The following is a 15718-nucleotide window of genomic DNA, read 5'->3' on the forward strand; positions in this document are numbered from 1 at the left end:
GATGGTCTTGTGCCTGCATTTCAGGCACCGTTTTCCCCCCATTTCTAAAGACGGAACCCGTAAACCTCCATCATGGACCCTTCCCCTGGCTTGACCCTCGCTTCACTCTTCGCCGATTTCGGCATGATTCTCTTCGCTATCCTGCTGGTGCTGCTCAACGGCTTTTTCGTAGCCGCCGAGTTCGCCATGGTCAAACTGCGCTCCACGCGCGTTGAGGCCATCGCCGAGAAAAACGGCTGGCGCGGGCAAATCCTGCGCACCGTGCACAGCCAGCTCGACGCCTACCTGTCTGCCTGCCAGCTGGGTATCACCCTGGCCTCCCTGGGCCTGGGCTGGGTGGGTGAACCGGCGTTCGCGCACCTGCTGGAGCCATTGCTGGAAGCCGTGGGCGTGCAATCGCCGGAAGTGGCCAAGGGCGTCTCGTTCTTCAGCGCCTTCTTCGTCATTTCCTACCTGCACATCGTGGTCGGCGAGCTGGCGCCCAAGTCCTGGGCCATCCGCAAGCCCGAGCTGCTGTCGATGTGGACGGCGGTGCCGCTGTACCTGTTCTACTGGGCCATGTACCCGGCCATCTACCTGCTCAACGCCAGCGCCAACGCCATCCTGCGCATCGCCGGCCAGGGCGAGCCTGGCCCGCACCACGAGCACCATTACAGCCGCGAGGAGCTGAAGCTGATCCTGCACTCCAGCCGTGGCCAGGACCCTAGCGACCAGGGCATGCGCGTACTGGCGTCGGCCGTGGAAATGGGCGAGCTGGAAGTGGTGGACTGGGCCAACTCCCGCGAGGACATGGTCAGCCTGGACTTCAACGCGCCGCTCAAAGAGATCCTGGCGATGTTCCGCCGGCACAAGTTCAGCCGCTACCCGGTGTACGACGCCAAGCGCAACGAATTCGTGGGCCTGTTGCACATCAAGGACCTGCTGCTGGAACTGGCGGACCTTGAGCACATCCCCGCGTCGTTCAACCTGGCCGAGCTGACCCGCCCGCTGGAGCGCGTGTCCCGGCACATGCCGCTGTCGCAGTTGCTGGAGCAGTTCCGCAAGGGTGGCGCGCACTTTGTGCTGGTGGAAGAAGCCGACGGCAAGGTCATCGGCTACCTGACCATGGAAGACGTGCTGGAAGTGCTGGTGGGCGACATTCAGGACGAACACCGCAAGGCCGAGCGCGGCATCCTGGCCTACCAGCCGGGCAAGCTGCTGGTGCGAGGCGACACGCCGCTGTTCAAGGTGGAGCGCCTGCTGAGCGTGGACCTGGACCACATCGACGCCGAGACCCTGGCTGGCCTGGTGTACGAGACGCTCAAGCGCGTGCCGGAAGAGGAAGAAGTGCTGGAAGTGGAAGGCTTGCGCATCATCATCAAGAAGATGAAAGGCCCGAAGATCATCCTGGCCAAGGTGCTTCGCCTGGAATAACCATCGCCCCCACCGACGTCATCGCGGCCAAGGCCGGCTCCTACGCCGTCCGTGGTAGGAGCCGGCCTTGGCCGCGATGCAGACGACACATCATTTATTGCCCAACGCAAAGTTGGGCAAGCTGCCCACCGGTTGATTGAACTGGAAGGGAATCGATTCAAGCCCCAGCCCCACGTTGCGCTGCACCACGAAATGCAGGTGCGGGCCGGTGCTGTTGCCGGTATTGCCGGAGCGCGCCAGCGGCGTGCCCACTGCCACGTACTGCCCCTCGCGCACACTCACCGAACCTTGCATCAAGTGCAGATAAACCCCCATCGTGCCGTCATCGTGCAGGATCCGCACAAAGTTGCCCGAAGGGTTGGCGCCACCACTGCCCTGACTGTTCTCCACCTTCACCACGGTGCCGCCCCGCGCGGCGATGATCTGCGTCCCCACCGGCATGGCGATATCCATGGCCCAGCGGCTTCTGGGGCCAAAATGGCTGAAGGTGCCGTTGGGGCCCTGGGTCAACCGAAAGGGCCCACCTACCCATGGCAACGGGTATTGATAGCCTTGGGCGACCATTGACGGGTTACCCAGCGAATAACGGAATTTTTGCGAGAACCTCAGCGGCTGCCCAGGCTTTTGCGCCACCAGGGTAGCCAGAACGAGTGTGGAGCGCGCCGGCAACACTTTGCGCACCACCGACGGCGTACCCGGCCGCACGTTACCCAGGTTGTTCAGGCGCAGCTCTACCTCAACCGGGGCGTACAGGTCATTGCGCGCGGAAAAAGTGGTTACGCCAGGCTGTTTACCGACGTTCAAGTGCACCTGCTGGTCCAACCGTTCGTTCATGCGGTCGGCAAATACCAGCACCTTGGCGCCTCGGGTGGGCCGGTCGGTGTAGGAAGTCACGCCATAGGCGTCGGTGTATTTGTAGATGGTGGTAGCGCCAGCCTGGCCGCAGACGATGGCCAGGACGCAGAAAAGGAGGGAGCGTAGCTGCATGATGGCAATCTGGAATAATGGGCCTGGAGCAAAGATTAGCAGCTCTGAGGCCCCCGTTCGCCAAACAGATAAACGGGATGTGACAGCGTAGCCGCTGCCGCAGGCTGCGCTGGCGTTTGCATGCACCCGGGAAATCCCGGCTGGCATGCGGGCCAGCGCAGCCTGGCGGCAGCGGCTACAGATATCCGCTATCAGGCGCCGGGTACGAAGTGCTTCTGCGCGGTGCCGCGGGCGATCAGGCGCGAGAGGTAGTCCAGTTTCTGCGCATCCTGGTCGACGAAACGGAACGTCAGTTGCAGCCAGTCGCTGTCCGGCTTGGGCTCGTGAGCCGCGATGGCGTGCAGGTAGCCATTGAGCCGCGCCACTTCGGCGTTGTCGCCTTGCTCAAGGTCCAGCACGGCGTTTTCCAGCACCTGAGGCAACACTTCCCCGCGGCGCACTACCAATTGCGCTTCCTTGAGGCTCAGGCCCCTGATGATGCACTGCTGGTTGCCGCTGGACAGGCGCAGCTGGCCCTGGCCACGGCTGCCCGTTGGCGCAGCCGCTGGCGTGGCCGCTGGTCGGGGGGCGTTATTGAGCAGGCCACCGCGGGCCGCCGGCGCTGCGGCAGGGCTGACCACGTCGGCCTTGCCACCGGTCAAGGCACTGAGCGAATCATTGGCGAAGGCCGAACTGGCGCGGCTTGGCGAGGCCATCAAGGTATCGAGCTTGCCGATCTTGGCCAGCGCCTTCTTCACCTTGGTCAGCAACTGCTCATTGGTGAACGGCTTGCCGATGAAGTCGGAAACGCCGGCCTGAATGGCCTGCACCACGTTTTCCTTGTCGCCACGGCTGGTCACCATGATGAACGGCATCGCCTTGAGATTTTCCTGCTCGCGGCACCAGGTCAGCAGCTCCAGGCCGGACATTTCAGGCATTTCCCAATCGCACAGCACCAGGTCGAAGCTGTCCTTCATCAACAGCGCCTGGGCTTTGCGGCCGTTCACCGCGTCTTCCGTGGTCACCCCGGGGAACGCGTTGCGCAGACACTTCTTCACCAGGTCGCGAATGAACGGCGCGTCATCCACAACCAGCACACTGACCTTACTCATTGACCACTCCTAAGATTACCCGGCAAGCATAGCGCTGACTGATGGCCATTTGCCAAAACTTATTAGTCACGCCGGGACTCTTCGTTCACGGGGTGCCTTTCTTTTCACGCACCGTAAACAAAAATGCCTGGCACCAGGCCAGGCATTTGTAGTCGGGCAGTCTTACTTATCGTCCGAAACGCCCGGAACATTAGCCGTATCGCGACGACCCTGCACTGCTTCACGCATGTGCGCCATGCCCAGGTGACGGACGTCCTTACCACCCACCAGGTAAATCACCAGTTCCGAGATGTTGCGCGCGTGATCGCCGATGCGCTCCAGCGAACGCAGGGCCCAGATCACGTTCAGCACCTGGGAGATAGAGCGCGGGTCTTCCATCATGTAGGTGACCAGCGCGCGCAGGGCGGTCTTGTATTCACGGTCGATGGTCTTGTCATACTGGGCCACCGCCAGCGCCAGGTTGGCGTCGAAGCGGGCGAAGGCGTCCAGCGCGTCACGCACCATGCGGCGCACCTGGTCGCCGATGTGGCGCACTTCCTCATAGCCAAGCGGCGACTGGCCTTCTTCGCACAACTGGATGGCGCGGCGGGCGATCTTGGTGGATTCGTCGCCGATGCGCTCCAGGTCGATCACCGACTTGGAGATGCTGATGATCAGGCGCAGGTCGGAAGCGGCCGGCTGGCGACGGGCGAGGATGCGCACGCATTCCTCGTCGATGTTGCGCTCCATCTGGTTGATCTGCTCGTCAACGTCGCGTACTTGCTGGGCCAGGCCCGAGTCGGCCTCGATCAGCGCGATGACTGCGTCGTTGACCTGCTTCTCCACCAGGCCGCCCATGGCCAGCAGGTGGCTGCGGACTTCCTCCAGTTCGGCATTGAACTGCTGGGAGATGTGGTGCGTAAGGCTATCTTTATCAATCATCGGGTCGCTCCGCGACAGCTTTGAGACTTAAAGCTGCAATCTACAAGTGGTTAAGTGGTGATCCAGAACACAAACGCAGTACCGCATCTGCTTGCAGCGTGGGGCCGCAAGCCGCAGCTACCTCTAGCCATAGCGACCGGTAATGTAATCCTCGGTCTGCCGTTTCGCAGGGTTGGTGAACAGGGTATCCGTATCCCCGAACTCCACCAGCTTGCCCATGTACATGAACGCCGTGTAATCGGACACCCGGGCCGCCTGCTGCATGTTGTGGGTCACGATCACAATGGTGTATTTGGATTTCAGTTCGTAGATCAGTTCTTCAACTTTCAGCGTGGAAATCGGATCGAGCGCCGAACATGGCTCATCGAGCAGCAACACCTGCGGCTCCACGGCAATGGTGCGGGCAATCACCAGGCGCTGTTGCTGACCGCCGGACAGGCCCAGCGCCGACTCGTGCAGGCGGTCCTTGACCTCATCCCACAAGGCGGACGCCTTCAGCGCCCATTCCACGGCCTCGTCCAGCACGCGCTTTTTGTTGATGCCCTGGATGCGCAGGCCGTACACCACGTTCTCGTAGATGGTCTTGGGGAACGGGTTGGGCTTCTGGAACACCATGCCAACGCGGCGGCGCAGCTCGGCCACGTCCTCGCCCTTGCGGTAGATGTTGTGGCCGTCGAGGTTGATCTCGCCTTCCACGCGGCAGCCGTCCACCAGGTCGTTCATGCGGTTGAAGGTGCGCAGCAGGGTCGACTTGCCGCAACCCGACGGGCCGATGAAGGCGGTGACGCGCTGCTTGGGGATATCCAGCGCCACGTCGAACAGTGCCTGTTTGGCGCCGTAGTACAGGTTCAGGCCGGGCACCTGAATGGCCAGCGTTTCGTTGGCCATGCTCAGGCCCTGGCGCTTGCGGCCGATGGCCGAGAGGCTGACACCGCCGGGCTTGTTGGGATCTTGCTGCATGGGTGGCTCCCTACGCATTCAGTGCGTTGGTTGAGCCGCCCGCCTCGCGATGAGGGGGCGGCGGGCGAGTGACAAGCGGACGATCAGTTGTCCAGGGCCTTGTACTTCTCGCGCAAGTGGTTACGAAGGGCGACGGCCGACAGGTTCAGCGCGGCAATCACCATCACCAGCAGCAACGCCGTGGCATACACCAGCGGGCGCGCGGCCTCGACGTTGGGGCTCTGGAAGCCCACGTCATAAATATGGAAGCCCAGGTGCATGATCTTCTGGTCCAGGTGCAGGTACGGGTAGTTGCCGTCCACCGGCAACGACGGTGCCATCTTCACCACACCCACCAGCATCAGCGGGGCCACCTCGCCGGCGGCGCGGGCCACGGCCAGGATCATGCCGGTCATCATGGCCGGGCTGGCCATGGGCAGAACGATTTTCCACAGGGTCTCGGCCTTGGTCGCGCCCAAGGCCAGCGAGCCCTCGCGCAGGCTCAACGGGATGCGCGCCAGGCCTTCCTCGGTGGCCACGATCACCACCGGCACCGCCAGCAGCGCCAGGGTCAGCGATGCCCACAGCAGGCCCGGGGTGCCGAAGGTCGGCGCCGGCAAGGCCTCGGGGAAGAACAGGCGGTCCAGCGAGCCACCCAGCACGTATACGAAGAAGCCCAGGCCGAACACGCCATAGACAATCGCCGGCACGCCGGCCAGGTTGTTCACGGCGATGCGGATCAGCCGGGTCATGGGCCCTTGGCGGGCGTACTCGCGCAGGTACACCGCCGCCAGCACGCCGAACGGGGTGACGATCATGGCCATGATCAGGGTCATCATCACGGTGCCGAAGATGGCCGGGAACACGCCGCCCTCGGTGTTGGCTTCACGGGGGGTCCTGGCTGAGGAACTCGCCGACCTTGCCGAAGTAGAAGCCCAGCTTCTTGAATAGGCCCATGGCGTTGGGCTGGTAGGCGTGCAGCACCTTGCCCATGCTGATTTCCATGACCTTGCCGTTGATGTCGCGCACGGTCAGGCTGTCGCGGTTAATGGCCTGGTGCAGGTCGCCAAGGCGCGATTCGATGTCCAGGTATTGGCCTTTGAGCGCGGCGCGCTCGGCGTCCATGTCGGCCTGGGCCGTGGCGTCCAGGCGGTGCTCCAGCTCCAGCTTGCGGCTGTGCAGGCGGATGCGTTCGAGCTGGGCGTTGATCGAGCCGATTTCGCCTTTTTCCAGGCGCTTGAGCTGGCGGTCCAGGTCCTTGACGCGGTCAATGCGCGGGTACAGCTGGTCGAACACTGCATCGCCTTCGGCCACCACCTGGCCGTTTTCCTTGATGTTGACCAGGTAGCCGTAGAAGTTGCCCCATTCGCGGCGCTCGATGGTCACCAGCTCCAGGGGCTTGCTCTGCTCGCGCAGCCAGTCGCCGACCACCCATACAAAGTCCATGCCGCCAATGTCACGGTTGCCGACCTTGATCAGCTCGCGGGTCATGAATTCGGGGCCTTGCGCCGGTACCGGCAGCCCGGCGCCGGCCAGTTGGGCACGCGGCACTTCTTCTTTCTGTACCACTTCGCCAATCAGCACCTTGGCCGGCTGGCCGGGTACTTCGTAGGTGGCGTGCACCAGGTTGGCCGGCCAGAAGTGGCCCAGGCCCCGTACGGCCAGCAGCGCCAGCAGGCCCACGGTCATGATCACGGCGATGGACACCGCGCCGCCGCTCAGCCATACGCCGGGCGAACCGCTGTTGAACCAGCCTTTGAGGGAATCGTTTTTCACCGATCGCTACCTTCTGTCAAAGCGACGAGTATTTTTTGCGAAGACGCTGGCGGATCAGTTCGGCCAGGGTATTCATCACGAAGGTGAACAGCAGCAGCACCAGCGCGGCCAGGAACAGCACGCGATAGTGGCTGCCGCCCACTTCCGACTCGGGCATTTCCACCGCCACGTTGGCGGCCAGGGTGCGCATCCCCTCGAACAGGTTCATGTCCATCACCGGTGTGTTACCAGTGGCCATCAGCACGATCATGGTTTCGCCCACGGCGCGGCCCATGCCGATCATCAGCGCCGAGAAAATCCCCGGGCTTGCGGTCAGCAGCACCACGCGGGTCAGCGTCTGCCAAGGCGTGGCGCCCAGCGCCAGCGAGCCCAGGGTCAGGCTGCGCGGCACGCTGAACACGGCGTCCTCGGCAATCGAATAGATGTTGGGGATAACCGCGAAGCCCATCGCCAGGCCCACCACCAGGGCGTTGCGCTGGTCATAGGTGATTTTCAGGTCGTTGTTGATCCACAGGCGCATGTCGCCGTCGAAGAACCAATTTTCCAGGTGCGGGCTCATGAACAGCGAGAACCAGGCCACCAGCAGGATCACCGGCACCAGAATGGCGCTTTCCCAGCCGTCCGGCACCCGCAGGCGAATGCTTTCTGGCAGCCGGCTCCAGCCGAAGCCAGCCAGCAGGATACCCAGCGGCGTCAGCAGCAACAGGCTGAAGATGCCCGGCAGATGGCCTTCCAGGTACGGCGCCAGGAACAGGCCGGCAAGGAAGCCGAGGATCACCGTGGGCATGGCCTCCATCAGCTCGATCACCGGTTTGACCTTGCGGCGCAAGCGCGGGGCCATGAAATAGGCGGTGTAGATGGCTGCAGCAACGGCCAGCGGCGCAGCCAGGAACATGGCGTAGAACGCCGCCTTCAGGGTGCCGAAGGTCAGCGGCGCCAGGCTCAGCTTGGGCTCGAAGTCGGAGGTGGCGGCCGTGGACTGCCAGACGTATTTGGGTTCGTCGTAGTTTTCATACCAGACCTTGTCCCACAGCGCGCTCCACGACACCTCGGGGTGCGGGTTGACCAGTACCAGTTTCAGCAGCCGGCCGCCCTCTTCCACCAGGATGCGGTTGGCACGGGGCGACAGCGCCACGATGCCGGGGCCCTGGGCCACTTGTTCAATCAGCAAGGTACGGTGCGCGGTGCTGTGGAACACGCCCAGCTGTCCTGCCGCGTTGACGGCGATAAAGCCCTTGCGGCGCTGCTCGGCGGTGATATCGACAATGGGCGTGCTGCCCATCTGGAAGTCACGGATGTGCGTCAGGCGTGGATCGCCGTCGACATCACGGGCCATGAACCACTGGGCCAGGCCACCTTTGGAGGTACCGATGATCAGCGAAACGCCGCCAACCAATTGGGTGCTGGCGGTGACTTCGGCGTTGGCGTCCTCAAGCAGCTTGTAGCGACCGTTGAGGCTCTTGTCGCGCAGGTTGAAGACGTCGGCCTGGGCGCGGCCATTGATCACGTACAGCCACTGCTGACGCGGGTCGACGAAGATGGCCTTGACCTGCTCGGTCATCTGCGGGAGTTCGATGGTGGCCTGGGTGGTCTCACTCTCGCCGGTCAGCATGTTTTCCTCTTTGGTCAGGGAAATCACATGCAATTGCGGACCGGTGGAGCCGGCCACGACCAGGGCGGTATCGGTGGCGCTCAGGTTGACGTGCTCCAGCGCCCTGCCCTGGTCATCCAGGGTCAGCGGCGCCTGCCCGTAAGGGAATTCGACGTTGGGGGTGATGGTCTTCTCACCCTCGGGATAGGTGACCTTGTAGGTGTGGCGGAAGATCATCGCCTGCCCGTTGGACAGACCCAGGATCACCAGCGGGCTGCCCGGCTGGTCCTCACCGATGGACGCCACACTCACGCCCGCAGGCAACGGCAGGTTCACGCGCTTCACCTCGGCGCCGTCCTTGGTGCTGAAGAACAGCACCTGGCCAAGGTCGGAAACCCGCATGCCAACGCGGTTCTGCTCTTCAAGGGTAAGCATCAGCGGCTTGCCGCCATCCTGTTCCCAGGCGGGGGTCAGCGCCGGCCTGGTTTCCAGCTCGGCGCCCTGGAACAGGGGCAGCACCACGTAGGCAAGATAGAAGAAGATCAGGGTGATGGCAGCGAGCACGGCCAAGCCGCCCACCAGCACGTACCACCGCGTCAGGTGGTCGTTCAGCGCGCGCCATTTGCGCTTGCGCACCAGCTCCGGAGTATTGAAATCAATGCGCGCCGGGGGCTTGGGCGGTGTCGTTGCAGAGTTGGCCAGATCATTCATGCGCACACCCTAGCGGCCTCGTATGACAGAAACATGACAGCAGACTGACGCAGCAAGGTCTGCCGCCCAGCCAAGCTGGGCAGCACACCAGGTGAATCGTTAAGCGAGGCCTCTATTCCGGCCTCGCCAGCCATTCTACTTACTTTGAGCCTTCACTCAGCCCCAAATCTGCCAGCGCTTTGGCGGCGACTTTGGCCGGGAGCGGGATGTAACCATCTTTTACCACGATCTGCTGACCGGATTGTGACAGCACCAACTTCACGAATTCGGCTTCCATCGGCGCCAGCGGCTTGTTCGGCGCCTTGTTGACGTACAGGAACAGGAAGCGCGACAGCGGGTATTTGCCGTTCAGGGCATTTTCCTCGGTGTCTTCGACGAAGTTGGTGGTGCCCTTCTTGGCCAAGGCCACGGTCTTCACGCTGGCGGTCTTGTAGCCGATGCCCGAATAGCCCACGCCGTTGAGCGAGCTGCTGATGGACTGCACCACCGACGCCGAACCTGGCTGCTCGTTGACGTTGGGCTTGAAGTCACCCTTGCACAGCGCCTCTTCCTTGAAATAGCCATAAGTGCCCGACACCGAGTTGCGGCCGAACAGCTGCACCGGCTTGTTGGCCAGGTCGCCCGTCACGCCCAGGTCGCCCCAGGTCTTGACCTCGGCCTTGGCGCCGCACAGGCGGTTGGCCGAGAAAATCGCGTCCACCTGCTCCATGGTCAGGTGCTCGATAGGGTTGTCCTTGTGCACGAACACCGCCAGAGCATCCACTGCCACCGGGATAGCCGTGGGCTTGTAGCCGTGCTTCTGCTCGAAAGCCTGCAGCTCCACGTCCTTCATGCGGCGGCTCATGGGGCCGAAGTTGGCAGTGCCCTCGGTCAACGCTGGCGGCGCGGTGGAGGAACCGGCGGCCTGGATCTGGATGTTGACGTTCGGGTATTCCTTTTTATACGCCTCGGCCCACAGGGTCATGAGGTTGGCCAGGGTGTCGGAGCCAACGCTGGACAGGTTGCCCGACACGCCGGTGGTCTTCACGTAGGCCGGAATCGCAGGGTCCACGGCGGCAGAGGCCTGGACGGTGACGACACCCGCGGCGACGAAGCTGATCGCGGCCATCAAACGCTTGATTGTCATGGGGTGAGTCCTGGGAATAGGTGGTTCGAATGGGGTTGGGCGAAGTATTGGCGGCCCATGTGAACATTCTATGTATGGATTATGACAGGCGGATGAATGGCCATTACGGGATGTTTCCATCCAAAAGCAACCCCGGCCAATCGCATTACCTTAGATGTCACGTCGTTGACACCCTGTCTCCATTGCTCGAAAATGGTTGTTGAGGGCTCGATAAGAGCATTGCTGTTCGGTGTCACGGTGGCTATTGACCGACAGTGCGGATCGCAGGGCGCACCACCCTGAGTAGCGGTAACCAAGCTTCAACGGTTAGCTCGCGACCCAATCGTGATGGATTCATCATGATTAGCTAAGTGAAGCGCTGCGACTACAAGCCCTCCCACCTTCTTGAAAAGACGCTCACGCGTCTTTTTTGCTTTTGGGATCCGGCGAGCTCACGCCGATTACGTTCCCTACTAGAGTCCCATGACCACGGCGCTGCATCCGATAAGCAGTCACTACCGAATAGAATTGAAGCGCTTCGTCGTCCAGCTGAATTGGCTCAAGGATGACATAGCCCTTGGCACTGCGTAACACCGTTACCCGATACCCTTTTCTGGTCTGGTGAAACTCGCAGTAGATCGGCGCCTTGTGCACAATGACTGAAGCTACATACTCCGCCACTCCATCTATCAGCTTGCAGCCCCACTTGGGCAGCTCATGGGCATGCTCCTTCCAGATATGGTTTACGCCATAGCCTTTGTTTGGTCCGATGTGCCGACCTGCACGCAAATGGATCTCACCTGACGGTAGAGCTATCCCCCGGTTTTTCATCTCAGGTATCAACCCATAGCTTTGCCGGCCTGTCTGAGGATGGGCGATAAAATCATCCTGATGCAGATGGGTGGCATATCGAGGCGAAAGCGTTGGGGTATGAGGCTTGGGTGGCAATCCATTTGCTCCGGCTTTTTCAGCCGAGGATTTTGCCATGCTTTTCGGGGACGTTTCCTGCATGGTGGACCGACGCTGCGCCGTCTAAGTCAGACGGCAGCGAAGTGTTGATGCGCGGGCGAAACGCCCGCGCAGCGGGGGTTCAGCGCTTTTTGGCCAGCAGGTACAAGCCCACCGCCAAACCAATCATGCAAATCCCTGCAACATAATAAGCAGGCCCCATCGGGTCCGATTTCAGCAGCAAGGTCACGATCATCGGCGTCAGGCCACCGAAGATGGCGTACGCCAGGTTGTAGGAAAACGACAGGCCGGTGAAACGCACCACCGCCGGGAATGCCTTGACCATCACGTACGGCACCGCGCCGATGGTACCGACGAACAGGCCGGTCAGCGCGTACAGCGGGAACAACCAGTCCGGGTGCGCATGCAGGCTGTGGTAGAACACCCACGAGCTGACCAGCAGCGCCAGGCTGCCACCCACGAACACACGGCCCGCACCCAGGCGGTCTGCCAGGGCGCCGGCGCACACGCAACCGATGCTCAGGAACACGATGGCCAGGCTGTTGGCCTGCAGGGCCACGGACGGCGAGAAGCCATAAACAGTCTGTAGCACGGTCGGGGTCATCAGGATCACCACCACGATGCCGGCCGACAGCAACCAGGTCAGCAGCATCGATACGGCGATGGCGCCACGGTGGTCGCGCAGCACGGCACGCAACGGGACCTCATCGGCCAGCGCCTTGCGCTGTTGCAGTTCCGCGAACACAGGGGTCTCGTGCAACCAGCGGCGCAGGTACACCGACATCAGGCCGAACACGCCACCCAGCAAGAATGGGATGCGCCATGCGTAGTCCGATACCTCGGTGGCGCTGTACAGGCTGTTGATCAGCGTCGCCACCAGGGAACCGAGCAGGATGCCCGCCGTCAAACCCGACGTCAGCGTGCCGCAGGCATAGCCTACGTAGCGCGCCGGCACGTGCTCGGACACGAATACCCAGGCGCCTGGCACTTCACCGCCGATGGCAGCGCCCTGGATCACCCGCATCAACAGCAGCAGGATCGGCGCCCACAGGCCGATCTGCGCGTAAGTCGGCAGCAGGCCCATGATCAGCGTCGGCACGGCCATCATGAAGATGCTCAAGGTGAACATCTTCTTGCGGCCCAGCAGGTCGCCGAAGTGCGCCATGACGATGCCGCCAAGGGGGCGGGCCAGGTAGCCGGCGGCAAAGATGCCGAAGGTCTGCATTAGGCGTAGCCACTCGGGCATGTCGGCGGGGAAAAACAATTTGCCGACCACGGTGGCAAAGAACACGAAAATAATGAAATCGTAGAACTCCAGCGCACCGCCCAGGGCGGAAAGCGACAAAGTCTTGTAGTCGTTGCGGGTCAGGGGACGCGCCGGTTGCGCGTGACTGGAGGGCACGGAGGTCATGATTGGGGCTTCTCTTATAGGCGTTACGGCAACCCTCACCAGGGCTGCTTGCGGCTTGGCAGGTGGGGCACGATAGCAAATTGCTGGAAAAAGCACATGTTTAGTGATTTCCAGCCGATAAATGCGCCAGGACGGTCGTCGCTACAGATATCGCTCTATATACTGCGCGTCTGTAGGAATTTTCTGTTTGTATACGGGGTGTTTGTGCGAAAACGTCGCTATATGCGTTAGCCGATTTCGCAGAGTTACCCTAATAGCGCCTCCCTTGGCGAAAGCAGCGTAGTATTAGGCTGAATCGCTTTATCAAGGGGCGCATCGTATAACGCCAGCGCAATTGAGAGTTTTGGGTCAGAGGCACCCCGAGCATGATTGAACTCGAACAAGAAGATCCTATTCCACAAGGCGATCTCGCCTTGCAGATAACCGCGCTACCGCGCGAGACCAACGGCTTCGGCGATATCTTCGGCGGCTGGCTGGTGTCCCAGATGGACCTGGCGGGTACCGCCATGGCCAGCAAAGTGGCCGGCGGCCGCGTGGCTACCGTCGCCATCGACCGCATGGCATTTCTGGTACCCGTTGCAGTGGGCGCACAATTGTCTTTTTATACCCAGACCCTGGAAATCGGCCGCAGCTCGATCCAGATGATGGTCGAAGTGTGGAGCGACGATCCTCTGTCCAGCGAATGGCGCAAAGTAACCGAAGCGGTGTTCGTGTTCGTGGCCATCGATGGCAGCGGCCGCACCCGTTCGGTGCCGCCGCGGCGCTGAGCATCGGCAAACTTGACGGCCGTTTCGGGGTCAACTGCATATCTATTGATAGGAAGCGAGAACTGCGCATGTCTACCCCCCAGGTCGAGTCAGTCAAACTGGATGAACTGAACTGCTGGCGCATCAGCCACAGCGGTGCCGAACTGCTGGTTGCCCAACAGGGCGCGCAGATCCTCAGCTATCAACGCGACGGTGAACAGCCGCTGATCTGGCTCAACGACCAGGCGGTGTTCAAGCATGGCACCCCCGTGCGCACAGGCGTGCCGGTGTGCTGGCCGTGGTTCGGCAACTACGCGCGCAACCCGCAATCGGTGCAGGCCATGTACAAGGCCGACTCTGCACCCGCGCACGGTTTGGTCCGGGCCATGGACTGGCAGCTGCATGGCATCGACAGCGCCACCGATGACAACCTGCGCATCGACTTCACCCTGCCCGAGGCCGAAGGCAAATTGCCGGGCTGGCCGCACAAGGCGTCGTTGAAGTTGAGCATCGTGCTGGGCGACCACTTGGGCGTGAGCCTCACCACCAGCAACCTGGGCGACGAGCCGATCACCATCAGCCAGGCGCTGCACAGCTACTTCGCCGTCAGTGACGTGCGCGATGTACACGTGGAAGGCGTGGCCAACCTCAAGTACATCGAGACTCTGGAAGACTGGCAGGTGCGCGAACAGGCCAATGAGCTGCGTTTCGCGGGCGAGACTGACCGTATCTATCAGCAGGTGCCGTCGCAACTGACCATCGTTGACCCGGCGTGGAAGCGTCGCGTGCGCATCACCAGCAGCGGCTCCAATGCAGCCGTTATCTGGAACCCGTGGATCGACCGCGCCGCGCAGCTCAGCGACATGGCCGACGATGGCTGGCAGCGCATGCTGTGCATCGAGACGGCCAACGTGATGGATGATGTGGTGGTGTTGCTGCCAGGCGCCGAGCATACGCTGGGCTTCACCCTGGTCAGCGAAGCGCTGTAACCCCCCCGCCTGTAGCCGCTGCCGCCAGGCTGCGCTGTCCCTCAACCTCGCTGGAGATTTCCAGTGTACTCGAGGGCCAGCGCAGCCTGGCGGCAGCGGCTACGGGTTCGACGTGATGTGGGTTAGAGGTCCGCCTCCACCACCACCCGCACCTTCGACGCATCCATCGCATACGCCGCATCGGCCATGTCATTGCTGACCTTCTCAACCTTCAACGTCCCGATCGCCCACAGCGGCGTGTAGATGTCATCCAGTTTCAAGCCCTTGGGGTAGCGGATCAGGATCATCTGGTTGGGCGGCGGTGGCGGCACGTGGATGCAGGCGCCCGGGTACGGCACCAGGAAGAACGACGTGGCGCGGCCCTTGGCGTCCGTCTCGAGAGGCACCGGATAACCGCCGATACGGATGTTCTTGCCATCCATCTCAGCCACGGTCTTGGTGGAATACATCACCGCCGGCAGCCCCTTGCTTTGCTTCAGGCCGCCCTTGTGGGTGAAGTTGCCGTCGCCCTCAGGGGTGTTGTGGGTAATTTCCGGCATGGCTTCCAGGGCCTTCTGATCCGACTTGGGCATCAGCGAAAGCCAGTCGGTTTCCGGAAGTTTTTCGGCGGCGTGAACAAGGCCGCTGCAGACGAATAAGGTGGCAAGAAGAATACGGCGCATGAAGGGCCTCGACACAAAATGAGTCGGGCATTCTAGCCCTCTCTGCGCGCCAGCAGAGAGGGCCATTGGGCGAATGTCAGTCGTTTTTTTTGATCATGCCGTACAGCACCAGCAGGATGATCGCGCCGATCAGCGCGCCGAGGAAACCGGCGCCCTGGCCCGCCTGGTAAATGCCCAGCGCCTGACCGCCATAGGTCGCGGCCAGCGAACCGCCGATACCCAGCAGGATTGTCATGATCCAGCCCATGCTGTCGTCGCCGGGCTTGAGAAAACGCGCCAGCAAGCCAACGATCAGGCCGATGAAGATGGTGCCGATAATGCCCATGTTAAACCCTCTGATTGACTGCATTAGCCAAAGCCTAGTTGCGCTTTGGCTTCCTGCAATCAGAGGGCTCACTGCAGAGGAG

13 protein-coding genes and 1 pseudogene are annotated in these 15718 nt (G+C 62.0%); 3 read left to right on the plus strand and 11 right to left on the minus strand.

Annotation, left to right across the window (positions count from 1 at the left end):
- Positions 1-72 precede the first annotated feature (72 nt).
- Complete coding sequence (locus tag ACZ9GA_RS28065; protein ID WP_457359167.1) at positions 73-1413, plus strand: hemolysin family protein; 1341 nt, start codon at positions 73-75, stop codon at positions 1411-1413.
- A gap of 90 nt (positions 1414-1503) precedes the next feature.
- On the opposite strand, the gene ACZ9GA_RS28070 is transcribed toward ACZ9GA_RS28065, so the two are convergent.
- From ACZ9GA_RS28070 to ACZ9GA_RS28110, 9 genes and pseudogenes are all read right to left on the minus strand, one after another.
- Positions 1504-2400 carry a peptidoglycan DD-metalloendopeptidase family protein gene (locus tag ACZ9GA_RS28070; protein WP_457359165.1) on the minus strand — a complete coding sequence of 299 codons (897 nt, stop codon included), beginning with the start codon at positions 2398-2400 and terminating at the stop codon, positions 1504-1506.
- Positions 2401-2591: 191 nt separating this feature from the next.
- Positions 2592-3491 carry a response regulator gene (locus tag ACZ9GA_RS28075; protein WP_457359163.1) on the minus strand — a complete coding sequence of 300 codons (900 nt, stop codon included), beginning with the start codon at positions 3489-3491 and terminating at the stop codon, positions 2592-2594.
- Positions 3492-3653: 162 nt separating this feature from the next.
- Positions 3654-4412 carry a phosphate signaling complex protein PhoU gene (gene phoU / locus ACZ9GA_RS28080; protein WP_457359161.1) on the minus strand — a complete coding sequence of 253 codons (759 nt, stop codon included), beginning with the start codon at positions 4410-4412 and terminating at the stop codon, positions 3654-3656.
- A 123-nt stretch (positions 4413-4535) separates the two neighbouring features.
- Entirely contained in the window at positions 4536-5372 is an 837-nt protein-coding gene (gene pstB, locus ACZ9GA_RS28085) for a phosphate ABC transporter ATP-binding protein PstB (RefSeq protein ID WP_457359159.1), read from the minus strand.
- An 83-nt stretch (positions 5373-5455) separates the two neighbouring features.
- A pseudogene (gene pstA / locus ACZ9GA_RS28090) lies at positions 5456-7127 on the minus strand (phosphate ABC transporter permease PstA).
- Positions 7128-7143: 16 nt separating this feature from the next.
- Entirely contained in the window at positions 7144-9429 is a 2286-nt protein-coding gene (locus tag ACZ9GA_RS28095; RefSeq protein WP_457359157.1) for an ABC transporter permease subunit, read from the minus strand.
- A 139-nt stretch (positions 9430-9568) separates the two neighbouring features.
- Entirely contained in the window at positions 9569-10555 is a 987-nt protein-coding gene (locus ACZ9GA_RS28100; RefSeq protein WP_457359155.1) for a phosphate ABC transporter substrate-binding protein PstS, read from the minus strand.
- A 396-nt stretch (positions 10556-10951) separates the two neighbouring features.
- Positions 10952-11521, minus strand: coding sequence for a hypothetical protein (locus ACZ9GA_RS28105; protein WP_457359153.1), 570 nt, complete (start codon positions 11519-11521; stop codon positions 10952-10954).
- 103 nt (positions 11522-11624) lie between these two features.
- Positions 11625-12914, minus strand: a complete 1290-nt coding sequence (locus ACZ9GA_RS28110; RefSeq protein WP_457359151.1) for an MFS transporter — start codon at positions 12912-12914, stop codon at positions 11625-11627.
- Positions 12915-13279: 365 nt separating this feature from the next.
- Between ACZ9GA_RS28110 and ACZ9GA_RS28115 the strand changes: the two genes are divergently transcribed.
- A complete protein-coding gene (locus ACZ9GA_RS28115) occupies positions 13280-13681 on the plus strand; it encodes an acyl-CoA thioesterase (RefSeq protein WP_027980842.1) in 402 nt (133 codons plus the stop codon).
- Positions 13682-13749: 68 nt separating this feature from the next.
- Positions 13750-14649: a D-hexose-6-phosphate mutarotase gene (locus ACZ9GA_RS28120; protein ID WP_457359149.1), complete on the plus strand. Its 900-nt coding sequence runs from the start codon at positions 13750-13752 to the stop codon at positions 14647-14649.
- A 122-nt stretch (positions 14650-14771) separates the two neighbouring features.
- Here the strand turns inward: ACZ9GA_RS28120 and ACZ9GA_RS28125 are convergent, their stop codons facing one another.
- Positions 14772-15311 carry a DUF3299 domain-containing protein gene (locus tag ACZ9GA_RS28125; protein ID WP_455920843.1) on the minus strand — a complete coding sequence of 180 codons (540 nt, stop codon included), beginning with the start codon at positions 15309-15311 and terminating at the stop codon, positions 14772-14774.
- A gap of 76 nt (positions 15312-15387) precedes the next feature.
- Positions 15388-15636, minus strand: coding sequence for a GlsB/YeaQ/YmgE family stress response membrane protein (locus tag ACZ9GA_RS28130; RefSeq protein WP_457363633.1), 249 nt, complete (start codon positions 15634-15636; stop codon positions 15388-15390).
- Between the last annotated feature and the right edge of the window lie 82 nt (positions 15637-15718).

This window comes from Pseudomonas sp. TE3644 (genome assembly GCF_056278815.1).